Annotated in this window: 20 protein-coding genes; 8 read left to right on the forward strand and 12 right to left on the reverse strand. The window is 59.5% G+C overall.

Annotated elements, in window-relative coordinates; translation table 11 throughout:
• Positions 1 to 54 precede the first annotated feature (54 nt).
• From KW841_RS13450 to pdxH, 3 genes are all read left to right on the forward strand, one after another.
• Positions 55 to 1,200, forward strand: coding sequence for a serine hydrolase domain-containing protein (locus KW841_RS13450; RefSeq protein ID WP_218476736.1), 1,146 nt, complete (start codon positions 55 to 57; stop codon positions 1,198 to 1,200).
• Between the two features lie 112 nt (positions 1,201 to 1,312).
• Positions 1,313 to 2,320, forward strand: a complete 1,008-nt coding sequence (locus KW841_RS13455; protein ID WP_218476738.1) for an OmpA family protein — start codon at positions 1,313 to 1,315, stop codon at positions 2,318 to 2,320.
• Between the two features lie 24 nt (positions 2,321 to 2,344).
• Positions 2,345 to 2,992: a pyridoxamine 5'-phosphate oxidase gene (gene pdxH / locus KW841_RS13460; RefSeq protein ID WP_218476740.1), complete on the forward strand. Its 648-nt coding sequence runs from the start codon at positions 2,345 to 2,347 to the stop codon at positions 2,990 to 2,992.
• Positions 2,993 to 2,997: 5 nt separating this feature from the next.
• Here pdxH and KW841_RS13465 read toward each other — a convergent pair whose 3' ends face one another.
• Positions 2,998 to 3,234 (reverse strand): hypothetical protein, encoded by a 237-nt coding sequence (locus KW841_RS13465; protein ID WP_218476743.1) that lies wholly within the window; start codon positions 3,232 to 3,234, stop codon positions 2,998 to 3,000.
• 164 nt (positions 3,235 to 3,398) lie between these two features.
• Between KW841_RS13465 and KW841_RS13470 the strand changes: the two genes are divergently transcribed.
• Positions 3,399 to 3,863: a glycine zipper 2TM domain-containing protein gene (locus KW841_RS13470; RefSeq protein WP_007971612.1), complete on the forward strand. Its 465-nt coding sequence runs from the start codon at positions 3,399 to 3,401 to the stop codon at positions 3,861 to 3,863.
• Between the two features lie 134 nt (positions 3,864 to 3,997).
• Here the strand turns inward: KW841_RS13470 and KW841_RS13475 are convergent, their stop codons facing one another.
• Together KW841_RS13475 and nhaA are read right to left on the reverse strand one after the other, a co-directional pair.
• On the reverse strand, positions 3,998 to 4,474 hold the full coding sequence (locus tag KW841_RS13475; protein WP_218476745.1) for a hypothetical protein: 477 nt from the start codon (positions 4,472 to 4,474) through the stop codon (positions 3,998 to 4,000).
• 208 nt (positions 4,475 to 4,682) lie between these two features.
• A complete protein-coding gene (gene nhaA, locus KW841_RS13480) occupies positions 4,683 to 5,870 on the reverse strand; it encodes a Na+/H+ antiporter NhaA (RefSeq protein WP_218476748.1) in 1,188 nt (395 codons plus the stop codon).
• A 247-nt stretch (positions 5,871 to 6,117) separates the two neighbouring features.
• Here nhaA and KW841_RS13485 point away from each other — a divergent pair, with 247 nt between their 5' ends.
• Positions 6,118 to 7,215 (forward strand): PLP-dependent cysteine synthase family protein, encoded by a 1,098-nt coding sequence (locus KW841_RS13485; RefSeq protein WP_177323520.1) that lies wholly within the window; start codon positions 6,118 to 6,120, stop codon positions 7,213 to 7,215.
• Positions 7,216 to 7,310: 95 nt separating this feature from the next.
• On the opposite strand, the gene KW841_RS13490 is transcribed toward KW841_RS13485, so the two are convergent.
• Positions 7,311 to 8,924, reverse strand: a complete 1,614-nt coding sequence (locus tag KW841_RS13490; RefSeq protein WP_218476750.1) for an NAD(P)/FAD-dependent oxidoreductase — start codon at positions 8,922 to 8,924, stop codon at positions 7,311 to 7,313.
• A 95-nt stretch (positions 8,925 to 9,019) separates the two neighbouring features.
• Positions 9,020 to 9,688: a COG3650 family protein gene (locus KW841_RS13495; protein ID WP_218476752.1), complete on the reverse strand. Its 669-nt coding sequence runs from the start codon at positions 9,686 to 9,688 to the stop codon at positions 9,020 to 9,022.
• 173 nt (positions 9,689 to 9,861) lie between these two features.
• Between KW841_RS13495 and KW841_RS13500 the strand changes: the two genes are divergently transcribed.
• On the forward strand, positions 9,862 to 10,218 hold the full coding sequence (locus tag KW841_RS13500; RefSeq protein WP_218476754.1) for a hypothetical protein: 357 nt from the start codon (positions 9,862 to 9,864) through the stop codon (positions 10,216 to 10,218).
• Positions 10,219 to 10,230: 12 nt separating this feature from the next.
• Here KW841_RS13500 and KW841_RS13505 read toward each other — a convergent pair whose 3' ends face one another.
• A complete protein-coding gene (locus KW841_RS13505) occupies positions 10,231 to 10,830 on the reverse strand; it encodes a short chain dehydrogenase (RefSeq protein ID WP_218476756.1) in 600 nt (199 codons plus the stop codon).
• A 106-nt stretch (positions 10,831 to 10,936) separates the two neighbouring features.
• Between KW841_RS13505 and KW841_RS13510 the strand changes: the two genes are divergently transcribed.
• Positions 10,937 to 11,845 carry a LysR family transcriptional regulator gene (locus tag KW841_RS13510; protein ID WP_218476758.1) on the forward strand — a complete coding sequence of 303 codons (909 nt, stop codon included), beginning with the start codon at positions 10,937 to 10,939 and terminating at the stop codon, positions 11,843 to 11,845.
• A 188-nt stretch (positions 11,846 to 12,033) separates the two neighbouring features.
• On the opposite strand, the gene KW841_RS13515 is transcribed toward KW841_RS13510, so the two are convergent.
• The 5 genes from KW841_RS13515 to KW841_RS13535 form a co-directional block, all read right to left on the reverse strand.
• On the reverse strand, positions 12,034 to 12,735 hold the full coding sequence (locus KW841_RS13515; RefSeq protein WP_218476761.1) for an ABC transporter ATP-binding protein: 702 nt from the start codon (positions 12,733 to 12,735) through the stop codon (positions 12,034 to 12,036).
• Positions 12,736 to 13,503 carry a high-affinity branched-chain amino acid ABC transporter ATP-binding protein LivG gene (livG, locus tag KW841_RS13520; RefSeq protein WP_007976644.1) on the reverse strand — a complete coding sequence of 256 codons (768 nt, stop codon included), beginning with the start codon at positions 13,501 to 13,503 and terminating at the stop codon, positions 12,736 to 12,738.
• Complete coding sequence (locus KW841_RS13525; protein ID WP_007976646.1) at positions 13,500 to 14,756, reverse strand: high-affinity branched-chain amino acid ABC transporter permease LivM; 1,257 nt, start codon at positions 14,754 to 14,756, stop codon at positions 13,500 to 13,502. Before KW841_RS13525 ends, livG begins: the two co-directional genes overlap by 4 nt.
• Positions 14,753 to 15,676 carry a high-affinity branched-chain amino acid ABC transporter permease LivH gene (gene livH / locus KW841_RS13530; RefSeq protein ID WP_007976647.1) on the reverse strand — a complete coding sequence of 308 codons (924 nt, stop codon included), beginning with the start codon at positions 15,674 to 15,676 and terminating at the stop codon, positions 14,753 to 14,755. The genes KW841_RS13525 and livH overlap by 4 nt, the downstream gene beginning before the upstream one ends.
• Positions 15,677 to 15,909: 233 nt before the next feature.
• Positions 15,910 to 17,037, reverse strand: coding sequence for a branched-chain amino acid ABC transporter substrate-binding protein (locus tag KW841_RS13535; RefSeq protein ID WP_218476763.1), 1,128 nt, complete (start codon positions 17,035 to 17,037; stop codon positions 15,910 to 15,912).
• Between the two features lie 351 nt (positions 17,038 to 17,388).
• Between KW841_RS13535 and KW841_RS13540 the strand changes: the two genes are divergently transcribed.
• Complete coding sequence (locus KW841_RS13540) at positions 17,389 to 17,694, forward strand: DUF2288 domain-containing protein (RefSeq protein WP_102674187.1); 306 nt, start codon at positions 17,389 to 17,391, stop codon at positions 17,692 to 17,694.
• A gap of 284 nt (positions 17,695 to 17,978) precedes the next feature.
• On the opposite strand, the gene KW841_RS13545 is transcribed toward KW841_RS13540, so the two are convergent.
• A complete protein-coding gene (locus KW841_RS13545; RefSeq protein WP_218476801.1) occupies positions 17,979 to 20,177 on the reverse strand; it encodes a hypothetical protein in 2,199 nt (732 codons plus the stop codon).
• Positions 20,178 to 20,280 lie beyond the last annotated feature (103 nt).

Genomic DNA, 20,280 nt, shown 5'->3' on the forward strand with positions numbered 1-20,280 from the left:
AAGGGCTGGAACAATGCCCGCCACTTTGTAGAGCGTTAATCCGGGGAGTTGCGGGTGCAGATTCAGGGTCATTACGAGCTTAAGTTCGAAGCGGTGCGAGAGGCTTTCGCGGCGCTGTTCGACGATCCCCAGGAGCGTGGCGCAGCATTGTGCATTCAGATTGGTGGCGAAACCGTCCTTGATCTGTGGGCAGGCACCGCCGACAAGGACGGGGCCGAGGCCTGGCACAGTGATACCATCGCTAACCTGTTCTCCTGCACCAAGACCTTTACCGCCGTCACCGCGCTGCAACTGGTGGCCGAAGGCAAGCTGCAACTGGATGCGCCGGTGGCGCGCTACTGGCCCGAATTTGCCGCTGCCGGCAAAGCGTCCGTCACCTTGCGTCAACTGCTTTGCCATCAAGCCGGCCTTCCGGCGTTGCGCGAGCTGCTGGCCCCCGAAGCCCTCTATGACTGGCAAACCATGGTCGACGCCCTGGCTGCCGAAACGCCGTGGTGGACGCCGGGCGAAGGCCACGGGTATGCGGCGATCACTTATGGCTGGCTGGTCGGCGAATTGCTGCGCCGTGCCGACGGTCGTGGGCCGGGGGAATCCATTGTCGCGCGGGTCGCCAAACCGTTGGGCCTGGACTTCCATGTGGGGCTGGCCGACGAAGAGTTCTATCGCGTGGCCCACATTGCACGGGGCAAGGGCAATGTCGGCGATGCCGCTGCCCAGCGCCTGCTGCAAGTGACCATGCGTGAGCCAACGGCCATGACGACCCGGGCGTTCACCAATCCGCCGTCGATCATGACCAGCACCAACAAACCCGAGTGGCGACGCATGCAGCAGCCGGCCGCCAATGGCCATGGCAATGCCCGTAGCCTGGCCGGTTTCTATGCCGGCCTGCTCGACGGCAGCCTGCTGGAAAGCGAAATGCTCGATGAGTTGACTCGTGAACACAGCCTCGGCGAGGACAAGACTTTACTGACCCGGACCCGTTTCGGCCTGGGTTGCATGCTCGATCAACCGGACGTTGCCAATGCCACCTTCGGACTTGGCCCGCGGGCGTTTGGTCATCCGGGTGCCGGCGGCTCCATTGGCTTTGCCGACCCGGAACACGATGTAGCCTTCGGATTTGTGACAAATACCCTGGGCCCCTACGTCTTGATGGACCCGCGCGCGCAAAAGCTGGTGCGGGTTCTGGCCACTTGTCTGTAAAAGCGGCTATCGGTCTCCAGGGCTGGAACCCGATAGCCTTTTCAGTTTCAAAGCGTCAGTTTGTACGGGCCGACGTGGCCTGATTTTTTGACTTCATTTTTGTGGATATCCAATGTCATCCAATAAAACCCTCGCCTTGGCCCTGTGCTTCGCCATTACCGGTTGCGCACAGACTCCACAGAAAGACGCGACGGCATCTGTCGCCAAGACTGAAAGCGCCAGCCACTGGTACTGGCCGTTCGGTTCCGACGACAGCGCCGGCAAGCCCGTGGCCAAGCCGGAGGTGAAACCTGAGGTCAAACCCGTGGCGGTGGCCAAGGCCGAAACCGCTAGCGGCAGCAAGTGGTGGTGGCCGTTCGGCGGTAACGAGAAGAGTGCCGCCAAGGCCGTGCCGATGCCCGACCCGAAAGTCACCCAGGCCTGGCTTGACGACTACGAACCGCGTCTGCGCGAGGCGGTCAAAGACAGCAACCTGCAACTCGAGCGCCGCGAAAACGTGCTGGTAGTGACGGCGCCGGTCGAAGGCTCGTTCAACCCTGATCGTCCGGCCATGCTGCTGCCGGTCACGCTCGGTCCGTTTACCCGCGTTGCCAAGATCCTTGAAGCCGATCCAAAGACCGCTGTCTTGATCCTCGGCCACAGCGATACGTCGGGCGCGGCACCTGCCAACGTCAAACTGAGCCAGGAGCGTGCCCAGTCCGTTGCGGCGATTTTCCGTCTCAGTGGTTTGCAGCGTGATCGCCTGATGCTGCGTGGCCTGGGCGGTGATGCGCCGCGTGCCGCCAACGACAGTGTGCAGGGGCGTGCGCTGAACCGCCGTGTGGAGCTGCTGGTGACCCCACAGAACACCATGGTTGCGCTGCTGAGCAAGTACAACATGCCGGCCCCAGCCCCTGTGAGCATGGTTGCAGCCGCTGACGTCAAGCCGGTCGCCAAGCCTGTGACACCGGCCCCGGCGACTAAAAAGGCTGCTGTTCCAACGACGAAAAAAGCCCCGGCGAAAAAAGCGGCGGCCAAGAAAGCTCCTGCGAAAACCGCAACGCCGGCGAAGAAAACCACACCAGCCAAAGCCTCCACGGCTGACAAGAAAGTCGTCGCCACCGATACTGCAAAGCAGTGATTCGTTAACCAAAAGGAATGCGCCATGACCCAGGGCCTGGCTGATATGCGTCGTGACTACACCCGTGATGGCCTGACCGAGGCGCAAGCCCCGGCCGAGCCGTTTGCGTTGTTCCACCAGTGGTTCGCCGACGCGGTGAAAACCGAGCAGGCGCCGGTGGAAGCCAACGCCATGACCCTGGCCACCGTTGACCAGGATGGTCGACCGCACTGTCGCATTCTGTTGCTCAAGGGCCTGGACGAGCAGGGCTTCACCTTTTTCACCAACTACGAAAGCGCCAAGGGCCAGCATCTTGCCGCGAATCCGTTCGCGGCCATGACGTTTTTCTGGCCGGCGCTGGAGCGCCAGGTGCGCATCGAAGGGCGGGTGGTGAAAGTGACGCCCGAAGAGTCCGACGCCTATTATCAGGTCCGTCCACTGGGCAGTCGCCTGGGGGCCTGGGCATCGCCGCAAAGCCGCGTGATCGCCGATCGTGGCGAACTCGAAACGCTGCTCAAGGACACCGAGCAACGTTTCAGCGACACCCAGCCGCATTGCCCGGAACACTGGGGCGGTTATCGCCTGTTGCCGGAGCGCATCGAGTTCTGGCAGGGCCGCCCAAGCCGCCTGCACGACCGCCTCAATTACCGCCAGCAGGGCGCCGACTGGATTCTTGAACGCCTGGCACCTTGAGCAGTCTACCGATCGGGATAGCCTGCCGCAGCGGCCTCCAGCCACTTCGGCAGGTCTCGACGCTTGATCTTCTGCGCCTGGGCACTCGCCAACTGTTCGAGCATGAAGGCTTTTTTCTGCTCATCCTTGCCAGCCAGCGCTAGCGCCAGGTCGCGGTCGATCCAGCGTTTGATCCGTACGTACAGCCACCAGTGGAAGTACAAACCGGCAACCGTCGTGACGACGATGATAAAGTAGTCCATTGAAATCCTTGGCCTTTGGGCGGTTTTCCGAGTTTACCGCTACTGTGTGAGTTCGTGGAGGCACCTTAACGGAGCCTGAATCAAAACAATTTTACCCGGACGGTGCCGTGACAGGCGTCAAGCTGCGGAGTTTAATGAACATCTGTTTCTTTGGAGTTGATGCTATGCGTAAGTCTGTTCTGCTGGTTGCTTCCTTTTCCACGATGGCGATGTTGCTCACTGGTTGCCAATCGAGCCTGACCGGTGACTCCTACTCCCGTGACGAGGCGCGTCGCGTGCAGACCGTTCGCATGGGCACCATCGAAGCATTGCGTCCGGTGAAAATCGAAGGCACCAAAACCCCGATCGGCGGCGCAGCAGGCGCAGTGGTTGGCGGCGTTGGCGGCAGCGCCATCGGTGGCGGTAAAGGCAGTATCGTTGCTGCGGTCATCGGCGCAGTCGCCGGCGGCCTGATCGGTTCGGCCGCAGAAGAGGGCATGACCCGCACCCAGGGCGTGGAAATCACCGTGCGCGAAGACGATGGCAGCATGCGCGCCTACGTTCAGGAAGTTCAGCCGAACGAAGTGTTCCGTGTTGGCGAGCGTGTGCGCATCGCCAGTGTGAATGGCACCAGCCGCGTTTCGCACTAAGCGGCAAGACGCTTAAAAGGAAACCCCCGATCAGGCGACTGGTCGGGGGTTTGTCTTTTAGGGAGGGACCACACTATCTTGGGGGCTGAGATGTCGCCATCCTGCCAATTTCAGTTTTTATATAGATGGAGGCGTCAATCTGCCAAGTCGCTATTTCTCAGGGCTATCTTGATTATCTGCTCCGCTGTGAGTTCGCGAGAATTGTCCCCATCGCCAAAATACTCCCCCGGCCAGAAAAAAAGATCGGATATACGCGCATCTGGAATATTGAGTTCCAACATCTTTAACCAGAAATACTGGGCATGCTCCGGTATTTCGGCATCCATGACCCGTCCGGCCATTTCGATCAGTTCAGATTGAGTGATATCTGTCAGCCGGTACTCATACGGTCCTGCCAACACCTTGCGAACCCACGTATCGTGATCCTGGCCACCGTAAATGCCTTGAAAATCGAGAAATGTCAGATTTGTCATGGCTTCGCGATTAAACTCAGCCAACTGACTCGCGGTCTCATCCCTCTTTCCACCATCAATTTCGGCTGCGAGAGCTGCAAGTCGAACAACCCTCGTTTCGTCGAGTTGCGGGGGCATCAATTCCTGGCGTAGCTCCATCATTTTCTCCCTAACTGTTTTGCTGTCGATCTGTCCTGAGTCACAGGGTCCGAAACGCAAAGTTAGCCTGGAGGTTTGGAGGTTGATGCCAGCAGCGTCCGAAGTGAATGCAGTACGAATCCGACAATCCTGTGGGTAACGACAGAAAGAATAAGAGGGAGCCAATAGCTCCCTCTTATTCCAGACATACTGATGAAGCAATTCAAGATTATGCGGTTTGCAACTCACGCTTGCGACTCGCCATCGCCGTCACCGCATAACCGATCAGCGCGGCCAGAATCGAACCGGTCAGGATTCCCATGCGATCCATCCCGGCGAAATCGCTTACACCCGGTTCAAAGGCCAGCGAACCGACAAACAGGCTCATGGTGAAACCGATACCGCAGAGAATCGCTACGCCCAGTACCTGGCCCCAATTAGCGCCTTGGGGCAGGGCGGCGATACCGGTTTTCACGGCCAGCCAGGTCAGGCCGAAGACACCGACAGTCTTGCCCAGCAGCAGCCCGATGGCGATGCCCATGGGAACGTGATGGGTGAAGCTTTCGACGGTGACGCCGCTCAGGGACAGGCCGGCGTTGGCGAAGGCGAACAGCGGCAGGATGCCGTAGGCGACCCACGGATGCAGGGCGTGTTCCAGGGTCAGCAGTGGCGAAGGTTCGGCATTTTTTGTGCGCAGCGGAATGCAGAAAGCCAGGGTTACGCCGGCCAGTGTGGCGTGGACACCGCTCTTGAGCACGCAGACCCAGAGGATCAGGCCAATGATCATGTACGGCCCGAGCTTGACTACACCAAGCCGGTTCATCCCGATCAGCGCCGCAATACAGGCGGCGGCCAGGGCCAGGGACAGGGTCGACAGGGCACCGGAATAGAAGATCGCAATGATGATGATCGCGCCGAGGTCGTCGATGATCGCCAGGGTCATCAGGAACAGTTTCAGCGAAACCGGAACTCGTTTGCCAAGCAACGCCAGCACGCCAAGGGCGAAGGCAATGTCGGTCGCGGTCGGGATCGCCCAGCCGTTGAGGGCCGGTGGAGTGTCACGGTTGAGGTACCAGTAGATCAGCGCCGGCACCACCATGCCGCCAATGGCCGCCGCGCCAGGCAGGACGATTTGCGAAGGCTTGGACAACTGGCCGTCGAGGACTTCGCGCTTCACTTCCAGGCCGATCAGCAGGAAGAACAGCGCCATCAGGCCGTCGTTGATCCATAGCAGCAACGGCTTGGCGATTTTCAGAGCGCCGATCTGGGCCACCACCGGAGTGTCCAGCAGGCCGTTGTACAGCCACGACAGCGGTGAGTTGTTGATGATCAGAGCCAGAACGGCAGCGGCGATCAGTAACAGACCGCTGGCAGCTTCCAACTGAAAGAAACGCGTGAAAGTGCTACGCAGAGGCAAGGTCGCTCTCCATCTGTGAATTCAAAAGGTGTTACACCCTAACAAGTACCGTTAGTTGTTAAAACAAAAGTTATATTCTTTTTTGTTATATCCCGTTACAGAGTGATCCGTCGCCAGCGAGCTGAGCCTAGCAGTTGTCTGGCGTATTGGATCTCAGCTGTACCTGTGCCGGATGCAGGATTTTTCCTAAGCTGGTTGGATGGGCCTTGTACCAAGGCCAACTCCTGCCCGATTCAACGAGAAAACCATCATGAGCGACAACCGACAGTGGTCCCGCGAGGCGATCCGGATCATCGAAGCCGATTTCCAGCGCAGCGCCGACACCCACTTGATCCCCTTGCCGCTTCCGGGTTTTCCGGGCATCGAGTTGTATTTCAAGGATGAGTCCAGCCACCCCACGGGCAGCCTCAAGCACCGCCTGGCCCGTTCGCTGTTCCTGTATGCGCTGTGTAATGGCTGGCTCAAACCCGGTGCGCCGGTCATTGAGGCTTCCAGCGGGTCCACGGCGATCTCCGAGGCGTACTTTGCGCGCATGCTGGGCTTGCCGTTCATTGCGGTGATGCCGGCAACGACCTCAAAGGAAAAGATCGCGCAGATCGCCTTCTACGGTGGCCAAAGTCATCTGGTCGACGACCCGACCCAGATCTACGCCGAGTCCGAGCGCCTGGCTCGTGAGCACGACGGGCACTTCATCGATCAGTTCACCTACGCCGAGCGCGCCACCGACTGGCGAGCGAACAACAACATTGCCGAGTCGATTTTTCAGCAGATGCGATTCGAGCAGCATCCCGAGCCGAGCTGGCTGATTTCCAGCCCCGGTACCGGCGGCACCACGGCCACACTGGGTCGATACGTGCGTTATCGCCAGCATTGCACCCGTGTGCTCTGTGCCGATGCCGAGCGCTCGGTGTTCTTCGATTACTACCAGACCGGCGATGCCAGTCTGCGACTGGACCACGGTTCGCGCATCGAGGGCATCGGCCGGCCGCGTGTGGAAGCGTCGTTTCTGCCCAAGGTGATCGACGCCATGGTCAAGGTGCCGGATGCCCTGTCACTGGCGGCCATGCACTACCTGGCGGAGCGCCTGGGACGCCATGTGGGCGGGTCGAGCGGGACCAACCTGATCGGCGCCCTGATGGCCGCTCAGCACATGAAAGCGGCAGGGGAGACGGGATCGATGGTGGCGATTCTGTGTGACAGCGGCGAACGCTATGCCACGACCTATTACGATCCGCAGTGGCTCAAGGCCCAGGGCTATGAGTTGAGTGGTTTGATGGCTGCGGTCGCGGCGACGGTGGAGCGGGGTGAGCCGCTGCCCGCCAGCGTGTTGCGCGCCAATATCTGACACGAATGAAAAGATCGCAGCCTTCGGCAGCTCCTACAGGGGATGGTGTAAATCCTGTAGGAGCTGCCGAAGGCTGCGATCTTTTGCTTTAAACCTTAAGCCTCCAGGCCAAGGATATCCCGAGCCACAGCCTCGGCAATCCGAATCCCGTCCACACCCGCCGACAGAATCCCGCCCGCATAACCGGCACCTTCACCGGCCGGGAACAAGCCTTTCACGTTCAGACTCTGCATCGATTCGTTGCGGGTAATACGCAGCGGCGAGGAGGTGCGAGTCTCGATGCCGGTCAACACCGCGTCGTGCAGCGAGTAGCCACGAATCTGCTTCTCGAACGCCGGCAAGGCTTCGCGAATCGCTTCGATGGCGAACGCCGGCAGTGCCAGCGCCAGATCACCCAGGGCAACGCCTGGCTTGTAGGACGGCTCGACACTGCCCAGTTCGGTGGACGGCGTGCCCGCGATAAAATCGCCGACCAGTTGCGCCGGGGCTTCGTAGTTGCTGCCGCCCAGCACAAAGGCGTGGGATTCCAGGCGTTCCTGCAGCTCGATACCGGCCAGCGGGCCGCCCGGATAATCGACTTCCGGGGTAATGCCGACAACGATCCCGGAGTTGGCATTGCGCTCGTTACGCGAGTACTGGCTCATGCCATTGGTGACCACGCGGTTCGGCTCGGACGTCGCCGCCACCACGGTGCCGCCCGGGCACATGCAGAAGCTGTAGACCGAACGGCCGTTCTTGGCGTGGTGCACCAGTTTGTAGTCGGCGGCGCCGAGTTTCGGGTGCCCGGCGTACTTGCCCAGCCGCGCGCGGTCGATCAGCGACTGCGGGTGCTCGATGCGGAAACCCACCGAGAAAGGCTTGGCTTCCATGAACACGCCACGGCCATGGAGCATGCGGAAGGTGTCGCGGGCACTGTGGCCTAGGGCCAGAATCACATGCTTCGAATGGATCTGCTCGCCGCCATTGAGTTCGACACCGACCAGTTGGCCGTCGTCGATCAGCACGTCGGTGACACGCTGCTGGAAGCGTACTTCGCCGCCCAGGGCGCGAATCTGCTCACGCATGTTTTCCACCACGCCGGTCAGGCGGAACGTACCGATATGCGGCTTGCTGACGTAGAGGATTTCTTCCGGTGCGCCGGCCTTGACGAACTCGTGCAGGACCTTGCGACCGAGGAACTTCGGATCCTTGATCTGGCTGTACAGCTTGCCGTCGGAGAATGTCCCCGCGCCGCCTTCGCCGAATTGCACGTTGGACTCCGGGTTGAGCACGCTTTTGCGCCACAGGCCCCAGGTGTCCTTGGTGCGCTGGCGGACTTCGGTGCCGCGTTCGAGGATGATCGGCTTGAAACCCATTTGCGCCAGCAGCAGCCCGGCGAAAATCCCGCACGGACCGAAGCCGACGACGATCGGACGTGCGCTCAGGTCGGCCGGTGCCTGGCCAACCATTTTGTAGCTGACATCCGGCGCCACGTTGACGTTACGGTCATCGGCGAACCTGTGCAGCACCGCCGCCTCGTCGCGAACTTCAAGGTCGATGGTGTAGATGAAGCACAGCTCGGAGGACTTTTTACGCGCATCGTAGCTGCGCTTGAACAAGGTGAAGTCGAGCAGGTCATCGCTGGCGATACCCAGGCGCTGCACGATGGCAGGGCGCAGGTCTTCATCGGGATGGTCGATCGGCAACTTGAGTTCGGTGATTCGTAACATGGCGGGATCCGGTTCGCGGGGCGCACAACTGCGCCAGGGCGTTTGAAACCCGCGATTATAAGCCGCAAAGGCACAGGCCCGTGAGGCTTAAACGATCAGTCGTCGCGCGATCCGCCGAAATACCCGCAGCCGCGTTGTACCTGACCGTCGATGCGCAGCTCGGCGCTCATGTGCTGGATGCTGCCGGTGCTGCTGTCGACGCAGCGTTGCGGTGCAACCCACAGTTCGATGTGCTGGTTGTTGGCTTCGGTGCTGAGGTTGAAACGGCCATCGCCCAGTTGCTCTTCGACGTAAGGTACGGCCAAGGGTGGCTGACCGGCCCGGTCGAGGACCATGCCTTTGCCGCTGACTTTCACGCTCCACTCCGGGGTGTGGCCGGCGGCGCGCAGGATCAGCAGCTTGAAATTCGGATCCTCACACGCGTTGCCCGAGCGCTCGACGCGGTACAACTGCTCCAGATCGAGCTGGCCGTCACCACCGCTGCCGGCCACAACCCGTCCGCGCACGTCGGCGAACAGCTTGCTTTGCTTGTCCGCCAGGCTGGCGGCCTGCTGCAGGACGCTGGTACCGCCGGTGTCGTTGACCACGTAGCGGGTAGTCTGGTTGCACGGCTGGAACAGCAGTTTGCCGTCTGCCGCTGTCAACTGGCCTTGCATGCGTGTCTGGCCGACATGGGAGGCGTTCTGCCGCTCACCCTCGAACAACTGGCAAGCGGCGAACAGCGGAAGCAGGGCAACGAGGACTAAGGAACGGGCAACACGCATCTTGGGGTCTCCTGACAAGTGCTGCCACGTTACTCAGGCTGACCGTTCATCACAAGGCTGGAGTGGGGCTCTGGCAAAGGGAAGGGCGATTTGCGGCAACATCTTGTGAATTATTCCGATGCCGAGTGTCAGGATCCCAAAGGTAAGCTGCCGCTTTTTTGCAGGCAGCGGATATGAAACAGGCAATGGGCTGGAAGATCGGGTTGTTTCTGATGGTGATGACGGGGGCCACGGGCAGTCACGCTGCCGAGATCAATTTGTCTTCGGCAACCGACTTCACCCGGATGGAGTTGCTGTTGAAGGACAGCGACAGACTTCATTCGGCATTTGAAATGAATGTCACGCTCAGTCCTGAAGCAGCTGAGCGTATGCAGCGCATTACCCGTGAGTCGATAGGCCAGAAATTGACGCTGTCGATCAATGGCTGGAAGATTTCTACGGCGACAGTGCAATCGGCCTTGGGCGCGCAGTTCCTGGTGTTCATCCCGAAAACCATCGCCAAAGACCTATTGCCCACGTTGGTTGATTGAGCTTGGACTGACTCAGCCTACGTTAAAGGTCTGACCTGTTTGCAGGCCTTCCACACTCTTGGCGTAGGCCAAGGCCACATCCGCCGCAGGCACCGGCTTGAAGCCTCGGAAGTACGGCGCGTATTTGCCCATGGCTTCGACGAGGACGTTGGGGCTGATCGAATTCACCCGCAGGCCGCGCGGCAGTTCGATGGCGGCGGCGCGAACGAAGCTGTCCAGCGCACCGTTGACCAGCGCCGCCGAGGCCCCACTGCGAATCGGGTCGTGGCTGAGTACGCCGGTAGTGAAGGTGAACGACGCGCCGTCATTGGCGAAGTCGCGGCCGATCAACAGCAAATTGACCTGGCCCATGAGCTTGTCTTTCAGGCCCAGGGCAAAGCTTTCTTCGGTCATCTCGCTGAGCGGTGCGAAGGTCACGTTGCCGGCGGCACACACCAGGGCATCGAATTTGCCGGTCTGCTCGAACAGTTTGCGAATCGAGGCGCTGTCGCTGATGTCCACCTGAAAATCGCCGCTGTTGCGGCCAATCCGGATGATTTCGTGGCGTTGCGACAGTTCCTTGTCGACTGCCGAACCGATGGTGCCGTTTGCGCCGATCAAAAGAATTTTCATGGGGGTTGATCCTCGTATGGGTTGAACGAGGGATCAGTGTAGGGTGGTTTTTTTTGTAGATAAGCGCGCTAATAGGCAACCTTTGGTTTTCAAATGGAAACAATCCATGAGCGAGATGGATGACCTGGCCGCGTTCGCCGTATTGATCGAAGCGGGAAGTTTCACCTTGGCGGCGCAGCAACTCGGTTGCAGCAAAGGCCAGCTGTCCAAGCGCATCAGCCAGCTGGAGGCGCAGTTTTCCGTGGTGCTGTTGCAACGTACCACTCGCCGCTTGAGCCTGACCGCCGCTGGCGCTGCGTTGTTGCCCCAGGCACAGGCGCTGGTGGTGCAAGTCGAGCGGGCGCGCCAGGCCCTCGCGCGTTTGAAGGACGACATGGCCGGGCCGGTGCGGATGACGGTGCCGGTGTCGCTCGGAGAAACCTTCTTCGATGGTCTGTTGCTGGAGTTCTCGAGCAAGTATCCCCAGGTGCAGATTGAGCTGGAGCTCAACAACAGCTACCGCGAATTGTCCAGGGACGGATTCGACCTGGCGATTCGCTCTGACGTGGCCCTTGACCAGCGACTGGTCGCGCGTCCGTTGCTGGCGTGGCAAGAGTTGACCTGTGCCAGCCCGGCTTATCTGGAGCAATACGGTGAACCGCAAACACCCCAGGCGCTGGCCGAGCATCGCTGCCTGCTCAACAGCCATTACAGCGGCCGCGAAGAATGGCTGTATCACCAGCAGCATGAGTTGTTGCGGGTGCGGGTGTCGGGGCCGTTCGCCAGCAACCACTACAACCTGTTGAAGAAAGCCGCACTGGTTGGCGCCGGTATTGCGCGCCTGCCGTCCTACTGTTTGCCAGCGGAGCTGGCGGACGGGCGTTTGCGATGGCTGCTGCGCGACTATCAGACCCGCAGCATGCCGATGTACCTGGTGCATCCGTATCAGGGCGGTTTGCCCAAGCGTACGCAGGTGCTGGCGGATTATCTGATCGGGTGGTTCAAGCGCAGTGGAGAGGTGCTGGACCGGCTCTAAATCATCACACAGCACACTGTGGGAGCGAGCTTGCTCGCGATAGCAATTTCACATTCAAAAGAGATGTTGCCTGACCCACCGCTATCGCGAGCAAGCTCGCTCCCACAGGGATTTTCGTCATCACCCGAGATTGTGGCGGGCATAAAAAAACGGCCCGCAAAGGCCGTTTTTTTGTTTACCGCAAAGGCTCAACCACCGAGGTACGCTTCGCGCACTTTCGGATCGGTCAGCAGCGCTTCACCAGTGCCTTGCATCACTACCCGGCCGTTCTCCAGAACGTAGGCGCGGTCAGCGATTTTCAGTGCCTGGTTGGCGTTTTGCTCGACCAGGAACACCGTCACACCGTCCTTGCGCAGCTGTTCGATGATGTCGAAGATCTGCTGGATGATGATCGGCGCCAGACCCAGCGACGGCTCGTCGAGCAGCAACAGCTTGGGCTTGCTCATCAGGGCACGGCCGATGGCGAGCATTTGCTGTTCGCCGCCGGACATGGTGCCGCCACGCTGATTGAAGCGCTCTTTCAGGCGTGGGAAAAGTCCGAGGACCTTGTCCATCTGTTCCTGATAGTCGCCCTTGGCGGTGAAGAAACCGCCCATCGACAGGTTTTCTTCCACGGTCAGCCGGGAAAACACCCGACGACCTTCCGGCACCACGGCAATGCTCTTGCGCATGATCTGCGAAGAGTCCTGGCCGATCAGTTCCTCACCCATGTAGCGGATGCTGCCGCTGTGGGCGCGCGGCGAACCGCAAAGCGTCATCAGCAGCGTGGACTTGCCGGCACCGTTGGCGCCGATCAGGGTCACGATCTCGCCCTGACGGACTTCGACGTTGACGCTGTGCAGGGCCTGGATCTTGCCGTAGAAGGTGGAAACGTTTTCGAACTGCAGCATTTACGCTTCCCCCAGGTAGGCTTTGATCACTTCAGGATTGTCGCGGATCTGTTCCGGCGTGCCGTTGGCCAGGGGCGTACCCTGGTTGATCACGACGATGTGGTCGGAAATGCTCATGACCAGTTTCATGTCGTGTTCGATCAGCAGGACGGTCACGTTGTGCTCTTCACGCAGCACACTGATCAGCGCCTTGAGGTCTTCGGTTTCCTTCGGGTTCAGGCCGGCGGCCGGTTCGTCGAGCATGAGGATCCGTGGACGGGTCATCATGCAGCGGGCGATTTCCAGGCGACGTTGCTGACCGTAGGCCAGGGTGCCGGCCGGACGGTTGGCGAACTCACGCAGATTGACCTTGTCCAGCCAGTACTCGGCGTATTCCATGGCCTCGCGCTCGCTCTTGCGGAACGACGGGGTCTTGAACAGGCCGGACAGGAAGTTGGTGTTCAGGTGACGGTGCTGGGCGATCAAGAGGTTCTCGACCGCGGTCATGTCCTTGAACAACCGTACGTTCTGGAAGGTGCGCACCACGCCTTTGAGGGCGATCTTGTGACCCGGCAGGCCTTCGATCGGCTCGCCGTCCAGCAGGATGCTGCCGCCGCTCGGCTTGTAGAAGCCGGTCAGGCAGTTGAACACGGTGGTCTTGCCGGCGCCGTTAGGGCCGATCAATGCCACCACTTGTTTCTCTTTTACGCTCAAGGCCACGCCATTGACCGCCAGCAAGCCGCCGAAGCGCATGCTCAGGTTTTCTACTTTAAGGATCTCGCGGCTCATTTGCGCAGCTCCATGTGAGGACGTTGCATGGGCAGCAGACCCTGAGGGCGCCAGATCATCATCAGTACCATCAAGGCACCGAACATCAACATGCGGTACTCACTGAACTCACGCATCATTTCCGGCAGCAGGATCATCACCACGGCAGCGAGGATCACGCCCAGCTGTGAGCCCATGCCACCGAGCACCACGATGGCGAGGATGATCGCCGACTCGATGAAGGTGAAGGACTCCGGCGTCACCAGGCCCTGGCGAGCGGCGAAGAAGCTGCCGGCGAAACCGGCGAAACTCGCACCCAGGGTGAAGGCCGACAACTTGATGATGGTCGGGTTCAGGCCCAGTGCACGGCAGGCGATTTCGTCTTCACGCAACGCTTCCCAGGCACGGCCCAACGGCATGCGCAGCAAACGGTTGATGACGAACAGCGCAGCCAACGCCAGGAACAGCGCAACGAGGTAAAGGAAAATCACCTTGTTGATCGAGTTGTATTCCAGGCCGAAGTACTCGTGGAAGGTTTGCAGGCCTTCCGCGGCCTTGCGTTCAAAGGTCAGACCGAAGAACGTCGGTTTCTCGATGTTGCTGATGCCGTTCGGACCGCCAGTGAGGCCGGTCAGGTTGCGCAGGAACAGACGAATGATTTCACCGAAGCCCAGGGTCACGATCGCCAGGTAGTCACCGCGCAAGCGCAGTACCGGGAAGCCGAGCAGGAAGCCGAAGGTGGCCGCCATCAGGCCGGCAATCGGCAGGCAGATCCAGAAGCTCAGGCCGTAGTAGTGCGACAGCAGTGCGTAGCTGTAGGCGCCGACGGCATAGAAACCGACGTAACCGAGGTCGAGCAGGCCAGCCAGGCCGACCACGATGTTCAGGCCGAGGCCGAGCATCACGTAGATCAACACCAGGGTTGCGATATCCACCGCACCGCGGGAGCCGAAGAACGGCCAGACCAGGGCACCGGCGATCAGCGCGATGATGATCCAGCGTTGCGTGGTCGGCAGGGTCAGGAAGTTGCTGGCCTTGGCCGGAATCAGCGGCATGCTTGGCGACGAACGCCAGGCCGAGCTGATCTGCTGGTCGAACAGCACACGCAGGAACATCAGCACCGAACACACCGCGATGGTGATCAGGGTGGCGTCACTGGTGCCATGAACTTCGAGGTTGATGCCGACGATGGTCAGCTTCAGACCGAGTACCGGGTAGGCCACGGCCCACACCAGCAAAGCGCTGAACAGCGCCTGTTTAAGATTCCTAGTCATACCTTCTCAACCTCCGGACGGCCCAGCAGGCCGGTTGGCCGGAACAACAGCACCAGAACCAGCAGGCCGAACGCCACGACGTCCTTGTACTGGTCGCCGAAGATATCGGCACCAAAGGCTTCCGCCACACCCAAAACAAGCCCGCCGAGCATGGCGCCCGGAATGCTGCCGATACCGCCCAGTACCGCGGCGGTGAAGGCCTTGAGGCCGACGAGGAAACCGGCGTTCGGGTTGATCACGCCGTATTGCATGCTCAGCAGCACGGCGGCGATGGCTGCCAGCGCGGCACCGATGACGAAGGTCAGGGCGATGATGTTGTTGGTGTTGATACCCAGCAGGTTGGCCATCTTGATGTCTTCGGCGCAGGCGCGGCAGGCGCGGCCCAGGCGAGAGCGGGAGATGAACAGCGTCAGGCCGAGCATGGCGACCAGGGTCACCACGAACACCACGATTTGCATGTAGGAAATCAGCACTTCATGTGCGCCACCTGGCCCAAAGGCAATATTGCCCGGAATCAGGTTGGGGATGGATTTGTCCTTGGAGTCTTGCGCCAGCAGAACGGTGTTCTGCAGGAAGATCGACATGCCGATGGCGGAGATCAGCGGGATCAGACGGTTGCTGCCACGCAATGGGCGGTAGGCGATCCGTTCGATGCTGTAGCCATAGGCACTGGTGACAACGATGGTTGCAAGGAAAGCGGCGGTCATCAACAGCGGAACGCTGTCGAGGCCCAGCATGGCCAGCCCGGCGATGGCGATGAACGCCACGTAGGAGCCGATCATGTACACCTCGCCGTGGGCGAAGTTGATCATTCCAATGATGCCGTAGACCATCGTATAGCCGATGGCGATCAGGGCATACGTGCTGCCAATGGTCATGCCATTAACCAGCTGTTGGAAAAAGTGATAGATGTCAGGCATTACAGCGCTCCTAAAAACCTGATACGCATTTCACTGGTGGAGTCATTTTCCCGCCCGAGCCCCGCGGATCTGCATCCACTTCGAATTCGGGGTTTGCCAGCGAACCGCTGATGACGGTTTTGAGATTTTCAGGTGGGGAGACTGGCGGATCACGCCAGCGCGGCCCAAGTACGTTCGTAAAACAAAGCCCACGGCACGCCGTGGGCTTTATTGGCAGTCAGTCAGGCAACGCCTTACTGAGGCTTGGCTTCAGTTTTTGGTTTGCCGAAGTGCCACTCGTAAACCACAAATTTGAAGTCCTTCAGGTCGCCCTTGGCGTCGAAGCTCAGGTCGCCAGTCGGGGTCTTGAAGGTGCCTGCGTGGATGGCTTCAGCCACTTTGGCTGCGTCTTCGGACTTGGCAGCCTTGATACCATCGGCAATCACGGTCACAGCCGAGTAGGCCGGGAACACGAACGGACCGCTCGGGTCTTCTTTCTTGGCTTTGAACGCATCAGCCAGGGCAACGTTGGCCGGATCCTGGTCGAAGGATTTCGGCAGGGTCACCAGCAGACCTTCGGAAGCGTCCTTGGCGATCTGCGAAATGGAGTCGTTACCCACGCCTTCCGGACCCATGAACCTGGCTTTCAGGCCTTTTTCCTGGGATTGACGCAGGATCAGACCCAGCTCCGGGTGGTAGCCGCCGTAGTAGACGAAGTCGACGTTGGCTTGCTTGAGCTTGGCGATCATCGAGGAGAAGTCTTTGTCGCCGGCGTTGACGCCTTCGAACACGGCGACTTTTACGCCTTTCTTCTCAAGGGTGGTTTTGACGGCGGTGGCGATGCCTTCACCGTACTGCTGTTTGTCGTGCAGGACCGCAACGATTTTCGGTTTGACGAAGTCGGCGATGTAGTTACCGGCGGCAGGGCCCTGGGCGCTGTCCAGACCGATGGTGCGGAACACCATTTTGTAACCACGATTGGTGATGTCCGGGCTGGTGGCGGCCGGGGTGATCATGATCACGCCTTCGTCTTCGTAGATGTCCGAAGCCGGTTGAGTGGAGCTGGAGCACAGGTGGCCAACCACGAACTTGACGCCGTCGTTGACGACTTTGTTCGCGACCGCTACCGCTTGTTTTGGATCACAGGCGTCATCGTATTCAACGGCTTCGAGTTTCTTGCCGTCTACGCCGCCTTTGGCGTTGATCTGTTCAATGGCCATTTTGGCGCCGCTGAACTGCATGTCGCCGTATTGGGCTACAGGACCGGTTTTAGGGCCGGCGATGCCGATCTTGATGGTGTCAGCTGCGAACGAATGGCTGGCAACCCCGGCCAGAACCATAGCGGCAAACAGTTTGGAAATCTGCTTAGTAGCCTTAGTCATAGTGCTCCACTCTTACTGTTGTAGTTTTTATAGTCCTGGCGCCGAAAGCAGCAGAACCGGGTCAGATATCTACGACATTCCCCCGGAAAAGCCCCTCGGCAACTGTACCGGTACAGTGTAGAGCGCCGATTGTCAGCCTGGGAAGGCAGCGCCGAGGGGCAAAACCTGCAAGTGTCGCTTTATTGAAAGAAAAAGACAGAATTGCGGCGGGGCGTTGGGGGGCTTATAGCCGTATTCAGTGCATTCCCTGGCTTTCCTGCGCTTTTCATTTCGGTCACTCAATTGCAACCGGGTTTTTCTGCCAGTCCACCGACGTTATCATCTGCGTCGATTTCTTTTCCGGACAGTCCCATGAATCAAGAACCTAGCACCCTCTATGCCAAACTGCTTGGTGAAACCGCATCTATTACCTGGAAAGAGTTGGAGCCGTTCTTTGCCAAGGGTGCCCTATTGTGGGTCGATCCTGGCCTGGATCTGATCGCCGCCGCCGAGGCCGTAGCCCAGGATGAAGGGGAGAAAGTGGCTGCCTGGCTGGCTGCTGACAAGCTCGCCAAGCTGTCTGAAACGCGGGCGCTGGATCTTTTTGAACGTGATCCGCAGTTGTGGGCCGTGGTTGTTTCGCCGTGGATTCTGATCCAGGAAAGGGCGCAGGTTTAAAAGCATGCACCGGCTTGGTGCGCGCCTTTTCCGCAGGAAAGTGTGTAGCCGAGTAGCGTGATGGCATGTTGCCGTAGAGAAAGGCCACAGCCTCACGGTGACGTAAACGTAACGGGAACAGTTGGGAGAGCAGTTGAACGGCTGCTCAATTGTTTCTGGATGTTGATTTGCGGTGAATTCAAGGCCGCCTTCGCGAGCAAGCCCGCTCCCACATTTAACCGTGTTCTTCCAGAAGGAATGCAGTCGAATGTGGGAGCGGGCTTGCTCGCGAATGGGGGCGACGCTTAGTAAGCGGTCTTGCCCGTATGGTTATTCAGCGAAATAACCTTGGTCTTGCCGATGCGGTGACGATAGATCTCGCGCAGGTACTTGATCGATTTCTTCACGCAGTCCCGGGACAGGCGGATGTCGTTGATCGAAACGAACTTGTCCTTGTCGTTGATCAGTTCACGGTACTTCTTCTCATACATCGGCTTGATCGCGTACCAGTTGGTATCGAGGATCTTCGCCGGATTCTCGAATTCGTTGAGCAAGTCGTCGATACGGCCTTCGTCGAATTCTTCCTGGACGATGAAGTCCAGGATCGAGTTGTCCAGGGTTTCGTCGAAACGGTAGGCAGGCTTCGCAAAGCAGCGTTTGATAAAGGCCACGATCAGCGTCAGGAAATCGTCCGACAGGCACGGGCTCTTGGCGATCAGGGTGGTCAGGGACAGGTTGGCCGAGGCACCGATCACCAGGGCGTAGCGCTTGAGCGTGGTGTTGGGGAACAGGCTGTTGAGGTGGGTCTTCAACCGGTTCAGGTCCATGTAGGACAGCTTGTAGTCCTTCGGCAAGGAAACGATTGACACCACCGACGAGCAGTTCTTGAAGAAGTGCAGGTCGTGCAGGGCCGCCGCGTCGTAACCCGAGTTCTTGTACTGCTCCAGCGACGCGCGATAGCGCTTGGACTCGATGGGCAAAAGGCTGATGCCTTCGATGGCCTGGGTGACCTTGTTGAAGTGCGGCAGGTCGATCGAACGGAAAAACAGGTCGTCGATGTTCAGGCGCGCCGGCTCTTTCTCGAACACCTTGAACTTGTCGCTGCTTGGCGGCGGGGTTTCCGGCACCACGGACTCGGCATAGGCAATCGCCACCGGGCCGGCCAGGCTCATGAACAGGTCGTTGGCGTCCAGGCGAATGGTTTCGCCAATGTCGATGCCGGCCCGACGGAAATAGTTCTGGTCGTAGTCGGTGGTGACCGCCTGAGCCGTCAGAATGTTGAATATCTGCTGCGAGATGTACTGGTTGGCGTGCTTTTCCATGGCATTGACATCAATGTTCTGGATATTGCCGTCATCGTTCTCTTCGGCGTAACGCATGATGTCGTTGGAAATCAGCATCATCGCGTTCCATGGGCGGATGCGGCCCATGACGCTGGCTTCGCTGCTGTCCTCGTTGGCGAAGTTGTAGGAGAAGTCCCATTCTTCCGACAGGTATTTGCACAGCAGGCGGCCGGCGTTGATGTGCAGGGCCTCGGACATTTCACTGCGATGATCGGAAATGTTCGGCAGCACGCAGATGCCGCTGGTGAAAATCGGCTCGAAGACGAAGGAGTGGCCGCTCTTGCTGTCGTGCTCGTCCATCGGTTTGGTGTCGAACGTCTTGTTCATGTACGAGTGCTGCTGGGCCAGGCCGAACTCCGAGGCCATGCCCGAACCGGTACCGCCGCCGGCACTGAAGATCGAGAAATACAGACGCGACTGGTTGGCCTTGATGCCGCAGCTGTCGATCAGGTACGAGTGAATCATTTTCCAGTCAGGGCTGGAGAAACGCTGGGTGTCCTTGTTCAGGATGATCTTGGCCAGGTACTGGCCGAGGATCGGCGCGTTACCGGCACCACCGGCATGGACTTCCGACAAGTCCATGATTTTCATTTTGCTGTAGTCGCGCAGGAAGCCGCTTTTCTCGCCCTTGCGCGAGAAGCGGATGCGTCCGGCGATGTCCTTGTCCAGGTCGCCGAGCATCACCAGCGGCTCGACCAGAAACACCGGTTTGGTGTTCTTGTTCTGGCCCAGGCGCAGGTTGTTGCGGATCCACTGGGCCGGGCTGTAGCCCTTTTCGGCAAAACGCTTGTCCGGTGACAGGCGATCTTCGTTGTTGAATTCGTTGAGGTAGAACTTGCGGGCGTTATACACCAGCTCTGCCACGTCCAGCGCAATGTTCGAGCCGCAGCGGCCCAGGCCGATCAGGCACACCGAGGGGAATTCCTGGTCGCTGTGTTGTTCGCTGTCGCCTTCCGGATGCGGTGGGCGCGGGAACACCATGTCGCGCAGGCCGTCGAGGTTATCGAGGATACGGTCGGTGTTGGTTTCGGTGAAGTAGAGGTATTGCTGGGTCGCCAACGGGCGGGATTGAATCAATGGCTTCGGTGATGACGGGCTGTTGGCCGCGGGGCTCAACGTCAGATCGGTTACCGCAGTGGCCGGGTTGTTTTTAGAAGTCATTGTTCGCCATCTACCTGGGCTGATTGGTTGGCCGACTCTCTGTCGTCGACCCGTCACGGAGTGGAATCGCGTCTTTTTTCAGCGCGCACCTGGACCATGCCTT

It is taken from the genome of Pseudomonas sp. PDM28 (assembly GCF_019219115.1).
Classification (GTDB): domain Bacteria; phylum Pseudomonadota; class Gammaproteobacteria; order Pseudomonadales; family Pseudomonadaceae; genus Aquipseudomonas; species Aquipseudomonas laurylsulfatiphila.